This window comes from Kribbella sp. NPDC020701, from assembly GCF_055562215.1.
Window position 1 is genome coordinate 239,936 of record NZ_JBVHFT010000016.1, and the last position, 21,798, is coordinate 261,733.

Consider the following 21,798-nt stretch of genomic DNA (forward strand, 5'->3'; position numbering starts at 1 on the left):
AGACGGCGGTTTGTCCGGGTCAGACGGTGGCCACGGACATGCTGAGCGGCTGGACGACCTCGATGTGTCTCCGGCTGCGATCGAAGGTCGGTAGGTCGTGATAGACCTCCCAACCGTCGCCGTTGGGCTCAGCACCAGCGGACTGGAGCCAGTTGTCGATTTCCTGATAGGTCAGAGCGATCTGCTCGTCCGGGCCGGTGTGCCACGCGACCAGGACCGGACCCGGCGGAAGCTCCGACGACTCGACGCGGCCGACGGTCCTGATCGGTGCGGGCACCGGGAGTCCGGCCTCGACCCCGGTCAGGTCGTGACGCAACCGGTGCCATCGCGCGTAGGGATAGCCGGAGGGTGTGACACGGCGGTGATACAAGTAACCGGCGACTTCCGCACAGGCACGCGGTATCCAGTCCATCAACTGTTCCGGCGCCAGGATGGCTCGCCGGACAGCGGTCGGCTGTGCGGCGAGAGTTCTGGTCTGCATCATGACGCGATCACCGGACGATGGCGATAGGGCACTGCGTATGGTGCAGGACGCTCTGGCCGACCGAGCCGAGCAGCAGGCCGGTGAAGCCACCCCGGCCGCGGGAACCGACGACGATCAGGTCGGCGGATTCCGAGCGGCGGGCGAGGCCCAGTGCCGCGGAGCCGCTGACCAGTTCGGTGATCCACCGCACGTCGGGATGGTCGGCAGCCGCTCCGGCCACGGACTCGGCAACGAGCAGCCGCGCCTCGTCCTGGATCTTCTGCTCGTCGAACTGGAGCATCGACGCCCCGTCGGCGTAGGTGAGGAACGGCGAAGTCCAGGCATGGAACGCGACCACGTCGGCGTGCATCGCCTCGGCCTGGTCGAAGGCGAACTCGATCGCCTCGGCCGATGCCTTGGATCCGTCGACGCCGACGACCACGGTCGGCCCTTCGTGGGCGTGCGGCCGCGGGTCGTGCGGGGTCACGACCACCGGGCACAGCGCGTGGGTGGTCACCTGGGACGCGACGGAGCCGACCATGAGCCCGCTCCAGCCCCCGAGTCCCCGTGATCCCAGGACGACGAGCCGCGCGTGCTCGGCCTCCTCGAGCACCGCCGCGACGGCGCCGCCGGCCACCAGGCTCGTCTCGACCGGAAGCCCGGGATGCTGCAGGCGGACGGTCTCGGCCACTGCTTCGAGCCCTTTCTGCCGCGCGGTCCGCAAGGCCTCCAGCGGAACGACCCTTCCTGGTGACGAGCGCGAGACGACAACGAGCTCGAACGCCTCGACGATCCTCAGTGGAGCCATCTCCCGGACCGCCTCGGCAGCGGCCCAGCGCAGTGCGTCCTGGCTGCCCGGAGAACCGTCGTATCCGACCACGATCGGACTGGGGTGCGACGACATGATCAACCTCCCTGTGTGTTTCAGAACCACTGGTCGAAGGAATCGCGCCAGTCCCGGCGGGGCGTCCGGCCGTTGGGCTGAGCCGGGTAGCCGATCCGGATCACCATCTGCGGCCAGGATCGGCCGCCGATCAGCTCCCGGACCTGTGAGCGCGGAGTAGTACGCTCGAGCACCTGGTTGAGGAACGACGCGGTCAGGTCGTACGACGTCGCCATCAGCAGAACTCGCTGCAGAGCTTGGCCGGCCTGGATCCAGGCTCCGGTGTCTTCTTCGCGGGTGCTGAGCACGGCGATGGCCGGCTGCGTCTCGTAGACCGCCTGGCTGCGATGCTTGCTGTCGAAGCCGGCGGAGAGATCCCGGACGAACGCCGGGTGGGTGGGTAGCGGCCCGAGCGTGCTCTCCTGGACGCCGTCCTCCGGTCGGTCTCCGCCAATCCAGCGCAGACGTTCGTGCAGCCGGTCCTCGTCGTGCAGGTCGTCGTCGTCGGCGCGCCGAAGGATGATGCCCAGCGGTGTCAGCTCGGTCTGGCCGAGCCAGTGCAGTTGAGCACCTTCGGACTGCGCCGCTTCGTCGAGCTTCTGCATGACCTTGAGAGGGACTGCGCGGTCCAGGAGTGGACCGCGATACGTGTGTCGCCGACGGAGCTCGCCGTACAGGCCGCTGAGCCCGGGCACCGGTACCTGGCGGGCGGCAAGGAAGATCCGGGCCACCATCTCGGGGTGGTGCGGATCCGGGTTCGGAGCGACGCGTGTCTCGTGGCCGAGCATCGCCGCCGCCACCCGGATGTTGAACGCGGCCGCTCCGATCCCGATCCGTGCGGCGCGACCGGCGGGATCCTCGGCGGGCAAGGTGCGCTTCTCGTCGAGCAGTACGTCGATCACCGGCCCGTGGACCTCGAACCGCCACGGCTGCGTGTTGTGAATCGACGGCGCGTGCACCGCGGCCGTGAGCAACGTGCCGACCTCGTCGTCGGTCAGTAAGGCGTTCATCTGGCGTCCGTTCTCGTCGGCACGCAGGCAGAGCGGCCGAAGCGGATCAGTGTCTGGTTCAGGCAGGTCGCCTGGATGTCGTGCTTGGCTGCTGTGAGAAGCACGCGTTGGCGGGCATTGCCCAGCCGGAGCTGGTCCGGGCGGCCGTCGCGATCGGTGCGGACCACTGCCAGCGGAGCGGACGAGCCGGGAAGCCAATCCAGCCTCGCGTCCTCGATCTCCGCTGCTCGCGCCAGAGCGATTCTGAGCGACTCGTCAGGAATGCCGCGAGGCCGGGTCAGATGACGCGAGAGAATCGCGCCGTACAGCCCACGCAGCTCCTGATCGGGCGAGCCGGTGTACTCGATGACGATGCGTGCGACGAGGTCTGGATCGTACGGGTACGGGCACAGACTCACCCAGCTGTCGAAGCTCAAAGACGCCGCGGCGCAGCGCAGGTTGAAGACGGAGGCCCCGGTCGAGATGCGCAACGCTCGCGCGGTCGGATCCGCCGCCGGCAGGAGATGCGCACCGTCGAGATAGACGTCGATCAGGTGCCCGTTCGCCTCGATTCGCCAAGGCGGAGGGATGTGCGCGATCTGCGCGGCGCCGGCTGCGTGGAGCAGGACGCCGAGGGTCTCGGTCGTCAGCTGGTCGCTCAGCATGGGCACCTCCCTGGCCATGGACTACCTCCGTGTTTCAGCGTGCGCCGGGCGTTGAGCGGCTCCCAGCGGCATACGTCCCGGATGCGGGGGACGTTCGGCTTGTGGTGGTGAGGTGAGAACGGCCCTGACCGTGGAGGGGGGCGAGATTCGACGATCGAGGTGTCCGAATCGAGTGGAAGGAACACACCATGACCACCACGCCGCACCGGCACAACCTGCCGGCTTCCGCGATCGAGCCCGACGGTGATCAGTACGGGGTCATCACCCCGATGGCTGGTCGTGGGCTCGCCGTACTGCGGATCGTGTACGGGCTCACGTTCTTGTGGGCCTTCTTCGACAAGTTGTTCGGCCTCGGTTACGCCACGCCGTCCGGCAAGGGCTGGATCGACGGTGGCGACCCGACCGCCGGATTCCTGGGTAAGGGCACCAACGGGCCGCTGGCCGATTTCTACCAGGGCCTGGTCGGTGACTGGTGGGTCACTCCGCTGTTCATGGTCGGTCTGGCCGGCATCGGTCTGGCGCTGACGATGGGGATCGGGATGCGGATCGCGGCTGGTGCCGGCGCGCTGCTGTACGTGCTGATGTGGTCGGCGAACCTGCCGCCGGAGAACAACCCGGTGCTCGATGACCACATCGTCGGTGCCATCACCGTCGTCGTCCTGGCGCTCGTTGCTGCTGGCAACGTGTGGGGCCTCGGGAAGTGGTGGAGCAGCCTGGACTTCGTCCGCAAGTACCCGTGGCTGCGGTGAGCACAATAACCGTGAAATCGGATATCCACGTGGGGGTCGACGGCTCCTGGCGTGACACCGGTGCCCTGGAGTGGGCCCTGCTGGAGTCACTGCTCCGGTAAGAGCCCCTCCGGGCAGTTGTACCGGCGTCCCGCGAGCCGTGACCGCGGGACGTAGTCGAAAGTCCTCTGCACCTGGGTCCGTCCGGCTGGTGCGGGGGCCCCGCGTGGCCCTGCCGAAGCCGAGGAAGGCACGGCAGGCTCGAAGTGACAGAGAGGTGACAAAGATGAGTACCTGGACACGGACCGGGCCGGTCGCGGTCGAGGTCGATGGCACTGCGGAGAACCTGCGGGTCGTCGACTTCGCGGTCGCGGAGGCGCTGCGCTGCGGTGCCGAACTGGTGCTGGTGGCGCCGTACTCGGCGCACGGGTCGTTCTCGCCGATGATGCCTGGGTGCGCGCCGAAGGCGCCGGCCGAGCTGGCCGACGACGCGCTGCGGGCCGCGGTGGCGCACATCCGGCACCACAACGGGTATGCGCTGGCGCTGGCCGCGGTCGCCGGTGAGGGCTCGCGCCTGCGGGTCCTCGCCCACGCGGCTCGGAAGGCGCGGATGCTGGTGGTCGGCAGGGCGCGCAGTCGTGGACCGCAGCGCCTGATCAACACGCAGGCGAGCCTGACGCTGGCCAGCCGGGCCGGCTGCCCGGTGGTCGTCGTACCGGCGTCGTGGAAGCCGTCGCTGGCGGGCCGGAAGGTTGCCGTCGGCATCGATGGTACCGAGCTGTCGTCGGAGGCGCTCGAGTTCGCGTTCAGCATGGCGGCCGGCCGGGAGGCCGATCTGATCGTCGTCCACGCGGGGCTGCCGGCCGAGCATGCCTGGAACGACGACGACCCGGAACACTCCTGGATCAGCCGCGCGGATCACCTGCTGTCGGAGACGCTCGCGCCGTGGACGAGCCAGTTCCCGGATGTGAAGGTGACGCGCTTCCTGAGCAGTCGTCAGCCGTCCGCCGCGCTCGTGCACGAGAGTGGTGAGGTCGGCCTGGTGGTGGTCGGTTCGCACGATGGTCCGTTGCCGGTCGATCCGGTGGCCCGCCGGTCCGTGGCCGCGATGACCTGCCCGGTCGCGATCGTGCCGCACCACCTGGCCGCGACCGAGCGCGAGCACGCGCGCGCCCCCCGGCGTCGCGAACTCGTCGTACCGACCTACTGATTCTGATCGGAGGGCTTGATCATGTCCGAGACTGTTCGCGCACTCGTCGTGTACGAGTCGATGTTCGGAAACACCGAGCGGATCGCGCGGACGATCCGCGACGGGCTGCGGCAGAGTGTCCCGACCGAAATCGTGCCGGTCAACAAAGCGCCGACCGTCATCCCCGGCGACGTGCGCTTGCTGGTCGTCGGAGGACCGACGCACGCGTTCTCGATGAGCCGGGCGTCCACCCGGCAGGAGGCGTGGAAACAGGCCGATGTCGTGACGCCGATCGAGGTTGGGATCCGCGAATGGCTCGCGGCGCTGGCGACCGATACGAAGTCCAGCAGCGCGCGCTGGTCGAAGCAGCTTGAGGTGGCGACGTTCGACACCCGGATCGCCAAGGTCCGCCGGCTGCCGGGCTCGGCCGCTCGGTCGGCCGCGAAGTTGCTGCGGCGGATGGGCTTCCGGCAGATCTCCACGTCGACGAGCTTCTTCGTCGACGAGACGACCGGGCCGATCCGCGAGGTCGAGATCGAGCGCGCCCGCCGCTGGGGCGAGCAACTCGGCCGGCTGCTCACCACCTCCGCGACAGCGGCCTGAGAGTCCGAGGAGGGGCGATGCTGCATGCAATGGGCTCCGACCTGGGCTGGATCCTGGTCGTCGTGACGCTGTGGGTGCTGGTCGCCGGTGGAGCTGTGTGGGCCGCGGTCCGGCTGGTCCACCAGCCGCGTCCGCGGCCCACCAGCATCCCGTCGCCGCTCGACATCCTCGAGCGCCGCTTCGCTGCCGGCAAGATCAGCCGCGAGGATTTCGACGAGGCCCGTGCCCGCTTGCGCGAGCACGAGCTCGATCGCTGATCACGCAGGATCGAGCCGCACCGTCAGTGAACTTCTGGGGAGCGGTTCACCGACGGTGCGGCTTCTTCCTGCGTTCACCAGGAGCGAATCCGGCGGCCGGTGATGCGGTGGGGTTCGATGGCCATGTAGGACTCGCGGGTTCCGCCGGCCCATGGTTCCACTCGGCCGCGGGCGGCGTCGGACTCCTCCCTGACGGCTGGGCGGACCAGGCCGTGCACCAGAACACTCCAGCCGTCCTGCAGACCTTCGTCGGTGAAGTCGAGCTCGAACGCGATCGGTGCCAGGTCGAACTGCGCGACCGCACTGTCGGCGGCGGTCCGGAAGATGATCAGGTCGTTCAGGTAGCAGTAGTTGACCGGGATGACCACGAGGTCGTCGGCGCCGGTGTACGCGATCCGGCCGACAACTCCGGCGTCGATGAGCTTCACACACTCCTCCTTGCGCATCGGCTCGAGGATGGGCGAGATCGGTGGACGCCGAGGGGTTGTGGGCTGGTGCGGCCCGGTCAGGTCGTCGATGCTGATCTCGAGGGCAGCCGACAACCGGGCGAGCTCTCCGCCGGTCACGGCGAATGGCCGGGACTCGATGTGCTCGATGCGCTCCGTGCTCAGGCCCGTCCGCTCGGCGACTTCGGCCATACTCAGGCCGAGGGCCAGCCGGCGATGACGGATGCGGATGCCGAGGTCGCTCGGCTTGCCTGCGGTCTGTGACCTGGTGTCCATCGGAGTCCGCCTTCCCTTCGATTTCGGCAATTCCATGCAATCAGGCCAGGGCCCCGGCAGGCAGGGCCCGACGTCCCGAAGGCCCCGGGCCGGTCGGCACGGTCACGCCGAAGGTCCCGCGCCGCGCGGGACCGGGGCATGACGAGCATCCGAACGGAAAGTCCCGTTAGCGGATGCACGAGCTAACTATTTGGTCTTGTCCTGGCCTGGGTCGCGGGACTTGCCCTACCTTCGGCGTCTATGCCAGTTGAGTTCTTGAGTGATAGCGAGGCGGCCGCGTTTGGCCGGTTTTCGGGTTCTCCGTCGCAGGCGGAGCTGGAGCGGTTCTTCTTCCTGGATGACGCGGATCGGGCGCTGATTGCTGAGCGGCGGGGGGCGCATGCCCGTCTGGGTTTCGCTGTCCAGTTGACGACGGCGCGGTTCGTGGGGCGTTTCCTGGCCGATCCGCTGGAGGTGCCCGATGAGGTGCTGGTGTATCTGGGTGAGCAGCTCGGGATCGTGGAGGTCTCGCAGGTCAAGCGGTACACCGAGCGGCGCAACACGCCGTTCGAGCACCAGGAGGTAATCCGCGCGGCCTATCAGCTCAAGGAGTTCTCGCAGGCTGAGGCCGAGTTCACGGCCTGGGTGGACTCGCGGGCCTGGAATACCGGCGACGGCAAGAAGACGATCTTCTTTGACGGTGTGACGTGGCTGCGTACTAACAAGGTGCTGCTGCCGGGCGTGTCCACCTTGGCGCGTCTGGTCGCCCGTGTGCGGGATGAGGCGACAGACCGGCTCTACGGCGCGCTGCATGCGGTGCTGTCGCCGCACCAGCGGGTGATCCTGGGGTCGTTGCTGGAGGTGCCGGATGGCAGGCGTGCTTCGGATCTGGAACGCTGGCGCAAGGGTCCGGCGGGGCCGTCGGGCAAGAACCTGGAGAAGGCACTCGAGCGCGCCGCGGAGATCCTCGGTGTCGGTCTGGGGGCGATGCCGATGCCGCTTGAGGTGCCGCATCGGCGGATGGTGGACCTGGCCCGGTACGGCATGCAGGCTACGGCCTCGACGCTGCGCCGGCACGGCCCGTCGCGTCGGCTCGCGACGCTGCTGGCCACTGTCGTCTACTTGGAGGGCAAGGCGGTCGACGACTGCCTTGAGCTGCTGGATCTGCTGGTCGCCACCGAGCTGGTGGGCAGGGCCGAGACCGCGACCAGCAAGGAGCGGGCGCGCGGGCATCCGAAGCTGGCCAAGCACTCGGCGACCCTCGCGGCGGCTGTTGAGACGTTGCTGGAGGTTACCGAGTACGGCGAGGAGCTGCGGCTGGATCAGGTGTGGGAGGCGATCGGCGCGATCATGTCGCGTCGGGAGCTGAGGGAGGCGGTCGCCGCGGTGAGTGAGATGGTGCCGCCACCCGGCGCCGATTCCGACGGGGAGATGCGCGCGCTGCTGGCCTTCCGGATCGCGACAGTGTCGGGGTTCCTCAAGACATTGACGTCGGTGATCGAGTTCGGCGCTAACGCCAGGGCGCTGGGGGCGATGAAGCAGCTGCCGCGGCTGCTGGACGGCCGCAAGAAGCGATGGTGCTCCACCTGGCCCTCAACGATGTCGCGTCCCGGGCCGGGCAGGACGGCGTGGACGTGACCGTGGATGCGGAAGGACGCCTGCATGTGGCCAAGCTGACCGCGCTGCCGGAATCGCCGTCCTTGATCGACCTCCGTAAGCGGGTTGCGGCCATGCTGCCGCGCGTCGACTTGCCGGAGCTGCTCCTGGAGGTGATGGGGCGCGTCCCGGCGTTCGAGGCCGCGTTCACTTCGGCCACTGGTGGGGTGAGCAAGCTCGCCGACGTCCACATCTCGGTCGCGGCCTGCCTGACCGCCCAGGCGCTGAACATCGGCTACGCCCCGGTGGTCAAGGCCGGGACACCGGCCCTGGAGCGCGGGCGGCTCTCGCATGTTGCGCAAAACTACCTGTCGGCTGAGACCTACACGCTGGCCAACGGTCCCTTGATTGACGAGCAAGGCCAAATCGGGTTCGCCCAGGCGCTCGGCGGCGGTCTGGTCGCCGCGATCGACGGCATGCGGTTCGTGGTGCCGGTGCCCTCGATCTACACCCGCCCCAATGAGATGTACTTCGGCCGCTCGCGCGGAGTCACCTGGCTGAACATGATCAACGACCGTGGCGTCGGACTCGGCGCAAAGGTCGTCACCGGCACGGTCCGCGACTCGCTCCACATGATCGACGTAGCGTTCCGCCGCGACGGAGGCCCGCGCCCCGAGATTCTGGTGACCGACACCGGTTCCTACAGCGACGTGGTCTTCGGCCTGGTCCATCTGCTGGGCATGCAGTACCGGCCCGCTCCGGCCGACATCCCTGATCAGAAGGGCTGGCGCGTCCAGGACGCCGATTACGGCAGCCTGTCCCGCTTCGCGCGCGGGAAGATCGACCTGGACAAGATCACACGGCACTGGGTCGACATCCTGCGCGTCGTGGTGTCGATTTACACCGGGCAGATCCGCGCCTACGACCTGCTGCGCATGATCCAGCGAGACGGCAACCCGACCCCGCTCGGGGAAGCGATCGCCCACTACGGGCGCATCTTCAAGACGTTGCACATCCTCACCTACGCCGTCGAGGAACCCTACCGCCGCGACATCAAGGGTGTGCGCAACCTGCAAGAGTCCCGCCACGCCCTGGCCGGGAAGATCTTCCACGGCAAGAACGGCGAGCTGTACCAGCGCTACTACAAAGGCATGGAAGACCAGCTCGGCGCGCTCGGCCTCGTACTGAACTGCGTCACCTGGTGGAACACCTTCTACATGGACCGGTCCCTGGACCAGCTCAAGGCTGAGGGATACCCGCTGGCCGAGGAAGACATCGCCCGGCTGTCGCCGTTCGTCCGCCAGCACATCAACGTGATCGGCACCTACTCGTTCGCCCTGCCCGATCTCGGCCCCGCCGGCATCCGCCAACTGCGTAACCCCGACGAACCAGACTGGGATGACGACATCAAGTAGACCGCTATCACCGGGAGGAGCCTCGGCCGCGCTCGCAGCCAGGCCATAGCAGAAGCCGAGGCCGGTGTCGACGGCGGGCGGACCGTCTGCAGCAACCTGCAATTTGGCGATTGGTCATCGGCGAGTTGGTTTAGGCCGGTTTCGGGTGGATGTAACTCTGTGTGACTAGCCGGTGTCGCTCGGGGTGCGCCGGATCCGCCCGGTTTTGGAGTGTCGATGCGCCGCGCCCACAGGTTGCTGACGTCTGCCCTGATCCTGTCTCTCCCGGTATCCCTCGGAGTCCCCGCGACCGCCCTCGCGCACCCTCAACGAGTCGGGCAAGTCGCTGTACAGCAGGCGCCTCGGGCGGCGGTCGGCCCGCTGGCGCCGCCATTGCCCGCGCGGGTGGCCAAGGCGTCCACGACGACGGCAGCTTCAGCCGCTGCCGGGAAGCCGACACGGGTGCGGGAGTTGGAGGATCGGCGTACGGCGTCGTCGTCCAGTTACCGGATGTCTGACGGTACGACGCAGATGGTGCTGTCGACGGAGCCTGTGCATTACAAGGATTCCAAGGGTAAGTGGCAGGACATCGACACTCGTGTTGTCGCGGCTGCGGCCGGCGCTGGTGATGACTCGTTCGTGAATGCGAAGAACTCGTTCCGGACGCGGTTCGGTAGGTCGAGTGACCGGTTGCTGACGTTTGAGTCTGGTGATGAGTCGATCAGTCTTGGCGCGGCGGGTGAGAAGCGGGCGTTGACGCCGCTGGTGAAGGATTCGTCGGTGGCGTTCGCGGACGTGTTCGGTACGGCGGACGTGCGCTACTACGTGTCCCGCACCGGCGTGAAGGAGACGGTTGTACTGACGGCTGCGGCCGATGCCGCGGACGGGTACACGTTCGAGTTGCACACGAGCGGTTTGACGGCGAAGGCGCTGCCGGATGGGTCGGTCGGGTTCTTCAAGAAGACCAGTAATAACTCGCAGGACGGTCGGCCGAAGTACGTGATCCCGGCGCCGAACATGTACGACTCCTCGACGCAGAACCGGCTCGGCCAGGCGGGGTATTCGGACAAGATCACCCAGACAATCAGCCAGCAGGGCGGCCGGACCCTGCTCACGCTGAAGCCTGATCAGGCGTGGCTGACGGCGAAGGAGCGGGTCTTCCCGGTCGTCATCGATCCGACCATCGTGGTGGTGCCGGATCCAGCCGCGGCGCAGGACACCTCGATCTCGGAGGCGAACCCGGCTGCGACGTACGGCACGAACTCGACGGTGCTGGTGGGTGATGACGCGAGTCATAACACGTGGCGTGGTCTGTTGAAGTTCGATTTGTCGATGATTCCGGCGGGTACGGCGATCCGGTCGGCGGATCTGAACATGCATTACGGGAACTCGTTCGGTTCGGACACGACGTCGCCGACGTTCGTCGCGTACCGGGCGACGCAGGACTGGTCGGAGACGACGGCGACGTGGGCGTCGATGAGCACGGCGTGGAACGGGACGGTTCACTACAACCGGGTGGTGGTGGATGACCAGGACACGTTGTCGGCCACCTACGAGGGGCAGTGGAAGACCTTCGCGAACACGGCGGCGGTGAATGGCGCGTTCACGTATGCGCCGGATGGTACGACGCCGGACACGTTCACCTGGGACGCGCGGGTGCCGAGCGCCGGTGACTACCTGGTCGAGGGGCACTATTTCCAGGCGTCGTACCGCGGCAAGCCGACGGTTGCGATCACCGGTTACCCGGCTCCGGCCTTCAACACGACGTGGGATCAGACGACCGGATCGGCGGCCGGGTCCTGGTACTCGCTGAACCCGCAGAACCTGGTCCACACCGAGCCGGGCCAGACCGCGCGGGTGAAGATGACGCGGGATACGACGACGTCGTCGACGCCGATTGCGGATGCGGTGCGATGGACCGAGTACGCCAGGCAGACCAAGCAGCCGGGCGATCGTGACGGGTGGCACTCGTTCGCGCTCGGCACGCTGGTGCAGCAGTGGGTCAGTGGCGCCGAGGCGAACTACGGGGTGATGGTGAAGCTGGACGACGCCATCACCTCCCCGCCGGTCGGTGGCCTGTATTACAACGCCAGCGAGGACACCACGGGCGGTGAGACGGCGGCGCGGCCGAACCTGGTCATCACCTACGACGAGCCGGGTGTCACGCTGAACCCGCCGTCGACGGTCCACGCGACGGGGGCGGAGCTGTCGTGGAGCAAGTACGAGGATCCGACGCCGGCCGATGACGACGACCTGGTCGAGTACCAGATCTTCCGCGGCTGCCGGGTGTTGCCGGTCGACGAGTCGGGCGCTGGGTGCACCACGCCGGTGGGTGACTACTTCTCGACCACGGCCCCGACTGCTGTGGAGCTGGTCGGTACGGTCCGTCCGGACGTCACGTCATGGACCGACGAGTCCGCAAAGCCCTCGACCGCGACCGAACCCGCGACGTACAGCTATTGGGTCGTCGCGCGGACCGCGGGCGACGGTGCCGGGAACGGCAAGGCTGCGTCGAACGTGCAGACGGTCACCATGCCGCGCGAGGGCCGGGTTCTGCAGTCGTTCGCCGGTGACATCTCCGACACCACGCTGAGTGCGACGCAGCACGACGTGAACCTGCAGCGTCCCGACGGCCCCGTTCCTCCCGCGCCTCCGGACGCGAACACGCGGTACTGGGTGCAGGTCGGCAACAACCACCCGACCTACGGCGCCGAGCGGGGCGTGCTCGAGTTCGATACCTCGTCGATCAAGCAGGGCACCAAGGTCACCGACGCGCGCGTGGAGTTGTTCTCGAACTACGGTTCCGGCTCCGGCCGCGCGGACTTCGATCTCTACGCTCTGACCAGGGACTTCGTCGAATCCGAGGCGACCTGGGACCGGGCGACGTCCACGATCCCCTGGACGGCTCCGGGCGGTGACTACGACGCGGCGACGCTGGGGTCGGTGCGTCCGGACGGCAACCCGCAGCGGCTGACGTTCACGTCTGCGGCCGACCCAGACCTGAAGACGAAGCTGCAGTCGTGGGTGGACAATCCGGGCGACAACCACGGCCTGCTGCTGCGGACGCGTGATGAGGCGCCGGCTGCTGCGGGCCAGCAGCTGGTGAGCATCACCAACGGCGAGTCGCCGGACACGTTGTTCCGGCCCCGGTTGTGGATCGAGCACCTGGCCAAGAACCAGGCCGAGACCTATCAGGCCGACGAGATGCCGGAGCGGTTCGTCCCGGGCACCACGATCACCACTCCGGTCACGGTGACCAACACGACCAACCAGGCCTGGCCGACCGGGCTGCAGCTGTCCTACCGGTGGACCGAGCCGGGCAGCACCACTGACATCACCGTGTCGGGTGACCGGAACTTCGTGCAGTTGGGCAAGGCGCTGTCCCCGGGTGAGTCGGTCCGGCTGAACCTGCCGATCCGGACGCCGATCCAGGCCGACAGCGGCACCAAGCGGCTGGCCTACGACATCTACCTGGACCTGTGGTGGTTCAATCCAGACAGAGGCACCAACGGCACCTACGAGTGGTTCTCCATCACGCATCCGCCGTCGTCGAACACGACGCCGCCGTCGCAGGGCTGTGCGGTCGTGACGACCGGATATCTGTGTGTGGACCGGTATGTCGAGGACCCGGGGTCGAACCAGCTGGGTCTGGAGAAGTTCCTGTCCTACACCGGTGAGGAGACCGGCGGCGGTTCGCAACTGTTGACGAACCTGTATTCGGGGAACGCGGTCTGGTCGTATGACGCGTTGTCGAACCCGTCGATCGGGCCGTCGGCGTTCGTTCGGCTGGCGTACAACTCGATGGACGGCACGAGCCCGCGGGCCGGGTTCGGGTTCTCGGTCCAGGCGGCCACGCTGACGCGGCTCGGTAGTGACTTGTCGGTGCCGACCGGTGGCAGTACGAACAACTTGATGACGTTCATCGACGGCGACGGCACGACCCACACCTACAAGCTCGCCACCCAGACCTCCAGCTTGTTGACCTACACCCGCCCGCCTGGCGTCGGCCTGGACCTGACCCGTGACCTCACGGCCGACGCGGACCACCAGTGGGTGTTCAGCCGGCCGGATGGCACCCGGTTCTACTTCAACCAGGACACCGGCCGGCAGACCTCGGTGGTGGACCGCAACGGCAACACCATGACGTTCGCCTACGACACCTCCGGCCGGTTGAGCACGGTCACCGACGCCCGCAACCGGCAGGTCCTGACGCTGGGGTACGAGGCGGGCGGCACCAGGAAACTGGTGTGGATCCGCGACATCTCGGGGCGGGCGCTGAAGTTCAACTACAACGGCTCCTCGCAGCTGGTCAAGCTCGAGGACGGTGGCCCGTTCACCTCCGCCACCCAGACGTTCGACCCAGGCGCTGTGGTGAAGTCGTTCCAGTTCGCCTACACCGACGGCAACAACAACGGCAACACGAAGCTGATCTCGGTCAAGGACCCGCGCAACCCCCAGACCGGCGCCGAGACCAAGATCGCGTACTACACGTCGACGGAGAACTCGTCGTACGCCAACTGGCCGAAGAGCTACACCGACCGCCGCGGCAACGACACCACGTTCTCCTACGCCGATCCGGACGGCTCCGCAGCAAAGGACATCGTCGCCACGGTCACCGACGTCAACGGGTCCACGCCGTCGGTGACCACGTACCGGATGGACGGCTACGGCCGCACCACCTCGATTCTGGACGCGAACCAGAACGCGACCGGTGGTACCAAGGCCACATTGCTGGCCTGGGACAGCGACCACAACGTGATCAGGTTGCAGGAGCCCAACGGCGCGGTCTCGACCTGGGAATACGACCCGGACACCGGCTACCCGCTGATCGTGCGCGACGCGATGGCGATCAAGAACAACCTGCCAGGCGTCCTGCTGACCTACCATACGCTGACCACCGGCGCCAAGCCGACCGTGCTGATGTCGAAGAAGAGCGCCGCCGGCCGCACCGACACCTTCACCTACGACGCCAACGGCAACATCAAGACCGTCAAGAACGGCCGCGGCTACGGTCCCACCTACACCTACAACGCCGACGGCACCCTGGCCACGGCCACCGACGCCCGCGGCAACGTCACCCAGTACACGGTGTACGACCCGAGCGGTTACCCGACGAAGATCACCGATCCGCTGCTCGCTTTGACCCAGTTCTCCTACGATGCCCGCGGCAACGTAACCCAGGTCACTGACGCGCAGCAGCGCGAGACAACGGCGGAGTACGACGCGTTCGGCCGCCCGACGAAGGTCACGAAGCCGTACGACGGGACTCAGACCCGGACGACGGCGACTGACTACGACCTGAACGACAACCTCACCAAGGAGACCGCGCCGAACGGTGCGCAGTCGGTGTCCACGTACGACGCCGCGGACAATCTGTTGACCACGACGTTGCCGGACAACAACACCACCGGCCGGCAGCTCGCCTACACCTACGACGTCCTCGGCCGCAAGGTCACCGAGACCGCGCCCAAGGGTGTCGCGACCACCAGCGACCCGAACGACTTCGTCGCCAAGTACACCTACGACCGGATCGGTCAGGTGCTGAAGGTCGAGACCCCGTTCGTCGATTCGGACGGGTCGACGAAGACGCCGACCACCAGCTACGAGTACGACGAGGCCGGCAACCGGACCACCGTCATCGACCCGCTGCGCAACGCCTCCCCGGCTACGGACTACACGTCGAAGACGGTCTACGACCTGAACCATCGCCCGACCGCGGTGACGGATGCGGCCGGCTACACCAGCAAGACGGTGTACGACGCCGACGGTCTGGTGACGGCGGAGATCAACCAGACCGGGCACACGAAGACGACCACGTACGACGAGGCCGGCCAGCCGATCGAGGTCAGCGTGCCGCACACGCCGATCGGTGGCCATCAGGAGCAGCGGGTCACCGAGACGACGTACGACGAGGTCGGCAACGTCACGCGGGTGACGCGGCCGAGCGGTCTGTTCTCGGAGACGGTGTACGACAAGAACAACCGGCCGGTGCAGAACAAGTCCGCGTTCGACACCACGACCACGCTCTACAAGACGCCGTCGAGCACGTTCATCCAGTACTACCCGACCGGTGAGATCAAGGCCCAGTCCGAGCCGACCTTCGGTTCCTCGGGGACACAGTGGACGAACTTCACCTACTACGGCTCCGGTGACATCAAGACCTCCACGGACCCGTGGCAGATCACCACCAGCTACGGCTACAACCAGCTGGGCCAGCAGACCGACCGCACGCTGACCGTGCCCGGCGACGACGCCAAACGCACCCAGGCGTGGGGCTACTACCCCGACGGTGCGCTGCAGTCCCGCTCCGACATTGCGGCGCAGCAGCCGGTCGACATCGTCGACAACGCCGACACCTGGCAAACAAGCTCGACCGGGACCTGGGCGACGGTCGCGGGCGGCACGAACACCCAGGGCACGGACTACCGCACTCACGTCGCGGCAACCGGCTCAACCGACACGTTCAGCTGGCGGGTACTGCCCGATGTTGCCGGTTCGTTCGACGTCTACGCCTCGTGCCCGGTCCGCACCGACGCAACGACGACGGCGACGTACACGATCAACCACTCCACCGGGTCCGCGACCAAGACCGTCGACCAGAAGGCCTGCACCGCCGCCACACCATGGGTCAACCTGGGCAACTACTCGTTCCCGAACGGGGTCGCCAAGACCATCACGCTGGCGCCCTCGGCGACGGGTGTCGTGTCAGCGGACGCGATCAAGCTGGTCTCGACCAACCCGGTCGACAACCGCTCCTTCACCTACAACTACGACGCCAACGGCCAGCAGACCGAGGTCAAGGACAACAACCCGAACGCCGCCACCGACACCTACAAGGTCACCTCCGACGGCCTCGGCCGCACCACGAAGGTCGAGGAACTCAAGGGCACGACGAGCAAGGCGACCACGGACTACACCTACGACCTCGACTCCAACGTGCTGTCGACCAACGCCCAACGCCCGGCGGATGCGAACACTGTCGGCGTGTCTCGCTACACCGGTTACACGTGGGACGTCCGCAACCTTGTCGACACGGTCAAGGCCGGCTCGACGTCGACGAGCACGGATACCTGGAGCTACACCTACGACCCCCGCGGCTGGCGCTCCACAATCACCAAACCCAACGGCAACCTGGCGACGTTCACGTACCACGAGGACGGCCTGCAGCGGATCCTGACCGAGAAGACCAGCGCCGGCCTGCTCGTCTCCTCACACTCGCTGAAGTACAACCCCGACGGCGACCGGTCCCAGGACGTCGAAAAGGTCCTGCAAGCCAACTCGTCGCTGTATCTGGACCAGGCCTCGACCTACACCTACACCCCCGCCCGGCAACTGGCCGCGGTCACGAAGACCGGCGTCGACAAGGGCGACAACGAAGCCTACGAGTACGACGCCGCCGGCAACACCACCAAACAAACCATCGGCGCCACCGTGTCAACCATGACCTACGACCGCAACCGCCTGGTCAAGACCGTGACCGGGTCGACGACCCTGAACCAGCGCTACGACCCGTTCGGCCGGGCGACAACGTCGGATGTCGGTGCGCAGGTGGTGGAGCAGAACGCCTACGACGGCTACGACCGCCTCACCCGCCAACAGAAATTCGACACGACCGGTACGCCGACCTACACCCGCAACCAGACCTACGACCCGTTCGACCGGATGGTCAACCAGTCCGAAAAGGTCGGCACCGCCGCCTCGATCACCACCAGGTACACCTTCGTCGGCCTCGCGAACCAGGTCACCGCCGAGGAAGAGAAAGACAGCACCGGGACCTGGAAGACGTCCAAGGCCTACGCCTACGGGGCGTCCGGGGAGAACTTGTCGCTGGTCGACTCGCCGGTCAGCGGATCGACGTCGAAGAAGTCGTACTACGGCACCAACCCGCACGGCGACGTCGAAACGTTGACCGACGCCACCACCGGCACCACGACGTCGACGTACAGGTACACCGCCTACGGCCAGCCGGACAAGACCGGCACCACCGGCGACGACGCCTTTCAGGACGACGCGGCCCAGGACGCCGACATCGTCAACCCCTACCGGTTCAACTCGGCCCGGTACGACGGCGCCACCGGCACCTACGACATGGGGTTCCGCGAATACAACCCCGGCCTGAACCGGTTCCTCACCCGCGACATGTTCAACGGTGCCCTCCAAGACCTCGCACTCGGCAAGGATCCCTGGAACACCAACCGGTACATGTTCGGCGGCGGCAACCCCATCAGCCGCATCGAACTCGACGGCCACATGAACGCGCTCGAGGGTGGCGGCGACAGGCCGGGCTCCTTCACGTTACCGGTCTCGACCTCTGACGAGGATCACAACGAGCAGGTCAAACAGACCTGGACGAACGTCGGCCTAGGCACGCTGCAGGGTCTCCTCGAGACTGGCGAACAGATGCCAGGGCCAATCCCGCTGAACCAGCTTCGCCAGGCCGTAGGTGCCCCGACCGACAGCCAGATCTACCGCAACATGCTCGAGAAGACCGGCGCAGGCAACACCAACAGCACCTCCTACGAGGTCGGCCGCTGGCTCGGCCCCATGCTCATACCCACCGGGGGAGTCGGCGTCACCGTGAAGACCGCCGACCGGGCAGCCGTCGCACTAGCCGACAAGACCGCTGCGAACCTTGCCGAACCGGCCGCAGAGGCCGTTGATGTCGCGGCGCGCCGGGTAACCCTTCGAAAGGCCACGAAGCAGGCGATCCTCGATACCCAGCGAGCTCCAGATGGGAAGCTGTACGATCCGAACACTGGTGTCGAGATCGCCGAAGGAGCGGGCCACTTCGGGCATCGCCCCTGGTTTGAGTGGTGGCGCACACAGCAGCGTGCGCGTGAGGAAGGATGGACCCGAGAGCAAGTCACAGAGTACGAGAACGACCCAACTCACTACTGGTACGAGGATCCTGCATCAAACATGAGCCACCGTTACGAGGCGCCGAGATGACCGAGCAACGTCCCGCACGTGACCCGCAGGAGAGGTCGCCACTTCACGAGGCGGCCGCCGCCGGCAACACCCTGGAGGTGGCGCGTTTGATCTCGGAGGGGGAGCACGTCGCGACAGTCGACCGCATGGGTTCCACCCCACTTCACGTGGCCTGCCAGCAGGACCACTTGGAGGTGGCGAAGCTGCTACTGGACGCAGGGGCCCCCGTCGATTTGCGCGATTCGTACGGAAATACCCCACTCTGGCGCGCAGTGTTCGCCTTCCAGGGTGGAGAGCCGGCGTTGATCCGCGTGCTGTTGAACGCTGGCGCGGACCCGGACGCCAAGAACAACTCGGACCGGTCGCCCCGCGACATGGCACTTACTTTCGACCGCCCGGGGATTCGTAGCGTCTTCGCGTAGTCGATCGTTGCAGAGGCCCGGCTGCGGGCGGCGCTGGGGCGCCGTCCTCGCCGAGCCCACGAAAGTCGACGCAGTCTCTGATAACGCGATCCCAACTGCCACGAGCCGACGTGCTCGGCGGAGACCCGTGGAGTACGCCTTATTGTAGTCCAGGGCAACGACCTCGTCGAGCAACGTCAGCGCCAACAGTGCGGGTCCTCAGTCAGCCGGGCACGAACGTACTCGAGGTACGGCCCGAACGGGGTCCAGGCCACCGACCTGCGCTCCCCGGCAACGCGCTCCTGGTTGAGGTATGCGCGGATGGTCTTACGGTCCCTGTTCAGGTGCCGGGCGATCGCCGAGACCGTCAAGCCCTGACGACGCAATGCGTGCTCGTCGACGTCTTCCTCCCCTGTCAGCATGGACAGCAAGGGCTCCTTCGAGTAGCCGGCGCGTGGTCAGAGACCGCCAGTCTCTGAGGGCCACATCGCATCTGGTGGAGCCACACGGGTGGGGATTTCAGTGAGCGGGCCTGGAGAGATGAGCGCTGTCATCTCGCCAGCGACGACACGCGTGGGCATCACGCGTTGCACAAAGTCGTGGATACTCCTGGGGAATCTCGCGCGCTGCGGGCGGCCGCGTGACGGAAACCGCTTGTAGAGCCAATGCGACGACGAAGTTCCTCGTGATGAGAAGGTCGGCGGTTCGATTCCGACAGGCGGCTCCACGTCTGGTCAGCGAAAGCGCCGGCCAGTCAGCTTGGTCCCGAAGGACTCTCGGGCCCCTTGGCGTAGCCATCAAAGATGACCCGGCCCAGGACGCCGACATCGTCAACCCCTACCGGTTCAACTCCAGCTGGAGTGTTCCCGTTTTTTTGGACGCCGAATTAGGCTGCCAGTTGGTTTATTTCTCTGTATCCTAGCTCGTATTCTCGGGGTGTCAAATATCCGAGGCTGGAGTGTCTGCGAATGGCGTTGAAGTAGTTCTCGATCCAGTCGATTGTCTGGGTTGTGAGGGTTTTAAGGTCGGGCCAGGGGCGCGTGTGGATGAGTTCTTTCTTGTAAGTAGCGAATGTTGATTCTGATACCGCATTGTCGTAACAGATCCCGGAGCTGGTCGGTACGGTCCGTCCGGACGTGACGTCGTTCACCGACGAGGGTGCGACGGCGTCGACGGCAACCGAATCTGCGACGTACAGCTATTGGGTCGTGGCGCGCACGGTCGGCGACGGTGCTTCGAACGGCAAGGCCGCATCGAACGTGCAGACGGTCACGATGCCGCGCGAGGGGCGGATCCTGCAGTCATTCGTTGGTGACGTCTCTGGCGGTATTTCTGACACCACGTTGAGCAAGACGCAGCCGAGCACGAATCTGCAGCGCCCGGACGGCACCACCGCGAACACGCGGTATTGGGTGCAGGTCGGCAACAACCACCCGACGTACGGTGTCGAGCGGGGGGTGTTCGAGTTCGACACGGCGGCGGTCAAGCAGGGCACGAAGGTCACCGATGCGCGGGTGGAGTTGTTCTCGAACTATGGCTCCGGTAGCGGCCGGGCGGACTTCGACCTGTACGGGTTGACCAGGGACTTCAAGGAGGACCAGGCGACGTGGAACCAGGCGGACTCCACGATCAACTGGACGGCTCCGGGTGGTGACTATGACCCGACGCTGCTGGCGTCGGTGCGTCCGGACGGTAACGCGCAGCGGCTGACGTTCGTCGATGTGCCCGTGACGCCCCAGACACCCTTGAAGCTGATCCCTGAGGTGCAGTCGTGGGTTGACAACCCGGGTGACAACCACGGCCTGTTGCTGCGGACGCGTGACGAGGCGCCGGCTGCGGCGGGTCAGCAGTTGGTGAGCATCACGAACGGCGAGTCGCCGGACACGTTGTTCCGTCCGCGGCTGTGGATCGAGCACCTGGCCAAGAACGAGGCCGAGACCTACCAGGCGGACCAGATTCCTGAGCGGTTCCAGCCGAACACCACCGTCACTACGCCTGTCACGGTGACCAACACGTCGAGGGACGGCTGGCCTGGCGATTTGCAGGTGTCGTACCGGTGGACGGATCCGGAAAGCCTCGTCGATCTGACGACCGAAGGCGAGCGCCTCAGCGTCCCGCTCGCGCGGGCACTGGCGCCGGGTGAGTCGACAACCGTGAAGCTTCCGATGAAGGCGCCGATCAACGCCGACTCGGGTACGAAACGGAAGTCCTACGACCTGCATCTGGACCTGAGGAATCCGGACAAGACCTGGTTCGACGGTGACAACGCAGTATCCCCGCCGTCTAGGCCGAGCCAGGGCTGCGTGATGGAGACGTCCGGGTTGTTGTGTGTCGACCGGTATGTGGAGGACCCGACATCCAACCAGTTGGGGCTGGAGAAGTTCCTGTCGTACACCGGTGAGGAGACCGGTGGCGGTTCGCAGTTGCTGACCAACCTGTACAACGGCAACGTCGTGTGGTCCTACGACGCGTTGTCGAACCCGTCGATCGGCCCGTCGGCTTTCGTCCGGTTGGCCTACAACAGCCAGGACGGCACGTCGACATCGGCATTGGCGTCGGGTTACGGGTTCTCGGTGCAGCCGGCAACGCTGGCAAGACTGGGCGAGGGTCTGACGGTCGTCAACGCCAACGTCATGTCGTTCGTGGACGGCGACGGCACGACCCACTACTACAAGATGGGCACCCAGGACCCGCTGAAACCGCAGGAGATCGTGTATACGCGGCCGGCGGGTGTGGCGCTCGATCTGAAGCAGGATAAGGCTGCTGACGCGGACCATTGGTGGGTGTTCAGCCGCCCGGACGGCACCCGGTTCTACTTCAACTCCACCACGCGCCTGCAGACCTCGGTTGTCGACCGCAACGGCAACACGATGTCGTACCACTACAACGCCGACGATCAACTGACATGGGTTTCCCCTCGTAGCGTGGAGACATCCCCTTAGAAGGTGAGGGCGATGGCAGAGGCACGACGAAAGTTTGATCAGGAGTTCCGCGAGGGCGC

Annotated in this window: 16 protein-coding genes; 9 read left to right on the plus strand and 7 right to left on the minus strand. The window is 66.5% G+C overall.

The annotated features are described in order from the left end of the window. Positions 1–19: 19 nt before the first annotated feature. Genes ACZ3HV_RS33465 through ACZ3HV_RS33480 form a run of 4 tightly spaced genes read right to left on the minus strand, consistent with a single transcriptional unit; the run spans position 20 to position 3,000 of the window. Positions 20–484 carry a GyrI-like domain-containing protein gene (locus tag ACZ3HV_RS33465; protein ID WP_465690244.1) on the minus strand — a complete coding sequence of 155 codons (465 nt, stop codon included), beginning with the start codon at positions 482–484 and terminating at the stop codon, positions 20–22. A 7-nt stretch (positions 485–491) separates the two neighbouring features. Then, positions 492–1,367, minus strand: coding sequence for a universal stress protein (locus ACZ3HV_RS33470; RefSeq protein WP_465690246.1), 876 nt, complete (start codon positions 1,365–1,367; stop codon positions 492–494). Between the two features lie 20 nt (positions 1,368–1,387). Beyond that, positions 1,388–2,356 carry an Acg family FMN-binding oxidoreductase gene (locus ACZ3HV_RS33475; protein WP_465690248.1) on the minus strand — a complete coding sequence of 323 codons (969 nt, stop codon included), beginning with the start codon at positions 2,354–2,356 and terminating at the stop codon, positions 1,388–1,390. Beyond that, positions 2,353–3,000 carry a hypothetical protein gene (locus tag ACZ3HV_RS33480; RefSeq protein WP_465690250.1) on the minus strand — a complete coding sequence of 216 codons (648 nt, stop codon included), beginning with the start codon at positions 2,998–3,000 and terminating at the stop codon, positions 2,353–2,355. The genes ACZ3HV_RS33475 and ACZ3HV_RS33480 overlap by 4 nt, the downstream gene beginning before the upstream one ends. 188 nt (positions 3,001–3,188) lie before the next feature. On the opposite strand from ACZ3HV_RS33480, the gene ACZ3HV_RS33485 reads away from it, so the two are divergent. From ACZ3HV_RS33485 to ACZ3HV_RS33500, 4 genes are all read left to right on the plus strand, one after another. Beyond that, on the plus strand, positions 3,189–3,749 hold the full coding sequence (locus ACZ3HV_RS33485) for a hypothetical protein (protein ID WP_465690252.1): 561 nt from the start codon (positions 3,189–3,191) through the stop codon (positions 3,747–3,749). Positions 3,750–4,014: 265 nt separating this feature from the next. Further along, positions 4,015–4,938, plus strand: coding sequence for a universal stress protein (locus ACZ3HV_RS33490; protein ID WP_465690254.1), 924 nt, complete (start codon positions 4,015–4,017; stop codon positions 4,936–4,938). Positions 4,939–4,959: 21 nt separating this feature from the next. Further along, positions 4,960–5,520 carry a flavodoxin family protein gene (locus ACZ3HV_RS33495; RefSeq protein WP_465690256.1) on the plus strand — a complete coding sequence of 187 codons (561 nt, stop codon included), beginning with the start codon at positions 4,960–4,962 and terminating at the stop codon, positions 5,518–5,520. 17 nt (positions 5,521–5,537) lie between these two features. Continuing rightward, on the plus strand, positions 5,538–5,777 hold the full coding sequence (locus ACZ3HV_RS33500; protein WP_465690258.1) for an SHOCT domain-containing protein: 240 nt from the start codon (positions 5,538–5,540) through the stop codon (positions 5,775–5,777). Positions 5,778–5,851: 74 nt separating this feature from the next. Here ACZ3HV_RS33500 and ACZ3HV_RS33505 read toward each other — a convergent pair whose 3' ends face one another. After that, positions 5,852–6,499 (minus strand): helix-turn-helix domain-containing protein, encoded by a 648-nt coding sequence (locus ACZ3HV_RS33505; RefSeq protein ID WP_465690260.1) that lies wholly within the window; start codon positions 6,497–6,499, stop codon positions 5,852–5,854. Between the two features lie 240 nt (positions 6,500–6,739). On the opposite strand from ACZ3HV_RS33505, the gene ACZ3HV_RS33510 reads away from it, so the two are divergent. The 4 genes from ACZ3HV_RS33510 to ACZ3HV_RS33525 all read left to right on the plus strand — a co-directional run bounded on the left by ACZ3HV_RS33510 (position 6,740) and on the right by ACZ3HV_RS33525 (position 18,818). After that, a complete protein-coding gene (locus ACZ3HV_RS33510; protein WP_465690262.1) occupies positions 6,740–8,116 on the plus strand; it encodes a DUF4158 domain-containing protein in 1,377 nt (458 codons plus the stop codon). Beyond that, a complete protein-coding gene (locus ACZ3HV_RS33515) occupies positions 8,053–9,489 on the plus strand; it encodes a transposase (protein WP_465690264.1) in 1,437 nt (478 codons plus the stop codon). Before ACZ3HV_RS33510 ends, ACZ3HV_RS33515 begins: the two co-directional genes overlap by 64 nt. Before the next feature lie 489 nt (positions 9,490–9,978). Beyond that, entirely contained in the window at positions 9,979–18,417 is an 8,439-nt protein-coding gene (locus ACZ3HV_RS33520) for a DNRLRE domain-containing protein (protein ID WP_465690266.1), read from the plus strand. Then, on the plus strand, positions 18,414–18,818 hold the full coding sequence (locus ACZ3HV_RS33525) for an ankyrin repeat domain-containing protein (RefSeq protein ID WP_465690268.1): 405 nt from the start codon (positions 18,414–18,416) through the stop codon (positions 18,816–18,818). Before ACZ3HV_RS33520 ends, ACZ3HV_RS33525 begins: the two co-directional genes overlap by 4 nt. A gap of 176 nt (positions 18,819–18,994) precedes the next feature. On the opposite strand, the gene ACZ3HV_RS33530 is transcribed toward ACZ3HV_RS33525, so the two are convergent. Together ACZ3HV_RS33530 and ACZ3HV_RS33535 are read right to left on the minus strand one after the other, a co-directional pair. Then, positions 18,995–19,219, minus strand: a complete 225-nt coding sequence (locus ACZ3HV_RS33530) for a hypothetical protein (protein ID WP_465690270.1) — start codon at positions 19,217–19,219, stop codon at positions 18,995–18,997. 464 nt (positions 19,220–19,683) lie between these two features. Further along, positions 19,684–19,947 (minus strand): integrase core domain-containing protein, encoded by a 264-nt coding sequence (locus ACZ3HV_RS33535; protein ID WP_465690272.1) that lies wholly within the window; start codon positions 19,945–19,947, stop codon positions 19,684–19,686. Here ACZ3HV_RS33535 and ACZ3HV_RS33540 point away from each other — a divergent pair. After that, a complete protein-coding gene (locus ACZ3HV_RS33540; RefSeq protein WP_465690274.1) occupies positions 19,934–21,739 on the plus strand; it encodes a DNRLRE domain-containing protein in 1,806 nt (601 codons plus the stop codon). The genes ACZ3HV_RS33535 and ACZ3HV_RS33540 overlap by 14 nt on opposite strands. Positions 21,740–21,798: the final 59 nt, after the last annotated feature.

Bases quoted from the DNA above. Each gene is read 5' to 3' on its own strand.
- ACZ3HV_RS33465 (WP_465690244.1), bottom strand. From the start codon at position 484: ATGATGCAGACCAGAACTCTCGCCGCACAGCCGACCGCTGTCCGGCGA.
- ACZ3HV_RS33470 (WP_465690246.1), bottom strand. From the start codon at position 1,367: ATGTCGTCGCACCCCAGTCCGATCGTGGTCGGATACGACGGTTCTCCG.
- ACZ3HV_RS33475 (WP_465690248.1), bottom strand. From the start codon at position 2,356: ATGAACGCCTTACTGACCGACGACGAGGTCGGCACGTTGCTCACGGCC.
- ACZ3HV_RS33480 (WP_465690250.1), bottom strand. From the start codon at position 3,000: ATGCTGAGCGACCAGCTGACGACCGAGACCCTCGGCGTCCTGCTCCAC.
- ACZ3HV_RS33485 (WP_465690252.1), top strand. From the start codon at position 3,189: ATGACCACCACGCCGCACCGGCACAACCTGCCGGCTTCCGCGATCGAG.
- ACZ3HV_RS33490 (WP_465690254.1), top strand. From the start codon at position 4,015: ATGAGTACCTGGACACGGACCGGGCCGGTCGCGGTCGAGGTCGATGGC.
- ACZ3HV_RS33495 (WP_465690256.1), top strand. From the start codon at position 4,960: ATGTCCGAGACTGTTCGCGCACTCGTCGTGTACGAGTCGATGTTCGGA.
- ACZ3HV_RS33500 (WP_465690258.1), top strand. From the start codon at position 5,538: ATGCTGCATGCAATGGGCTCCGACCTGGGCTGGATCCTGGTCGTCGTG.
- ACZ3HV_RS33505 (WP_465690260.1), bottom strand. From the start codon at position 6,499: ATGGACACCAGGTCACAGACCGCAGGCAAGCCGAGCGACCTCGGCATC.
- ACZ3HV_RS33510 (WP_465690262.1), top strand. From the start codon at position 6,740: ATGCCAGTTGAGTTCTTGAGTGATAGCGAGGCGGCCGCGTTTGGCCGG.
- ACZ3HV_RS33515 (WP_465690264.1), top strand. From the start codon at position 8,053: ATGGTGCTCCACCTGGCCCTCAACGATGTCGCGTCCCGGGCCGGGCAG.
- ACZ3HV_RS33520 (WP_465690266.1), top strand. From the start codon at position 9,979: ATGTCTGACGGTACGACGCAGATGGTGCTGTCGACGGAGCCTGTGCAT.
- ACZ3HV_RS33525 (WP_465690268.1), top strand. From the start codon at position 18,414: ATGACCGAGCAACGTCCCGCACGTGACCCGCAGGAGAGGTCGCCACTT.
- ACZ3HV_RS33530 (WP_465690270.1), bottom strand. From the start codon at position 19,219: ATGCTGACAGGGGAGGAAGACGTCGACGAGCACGCATTGCGTCGTCAG.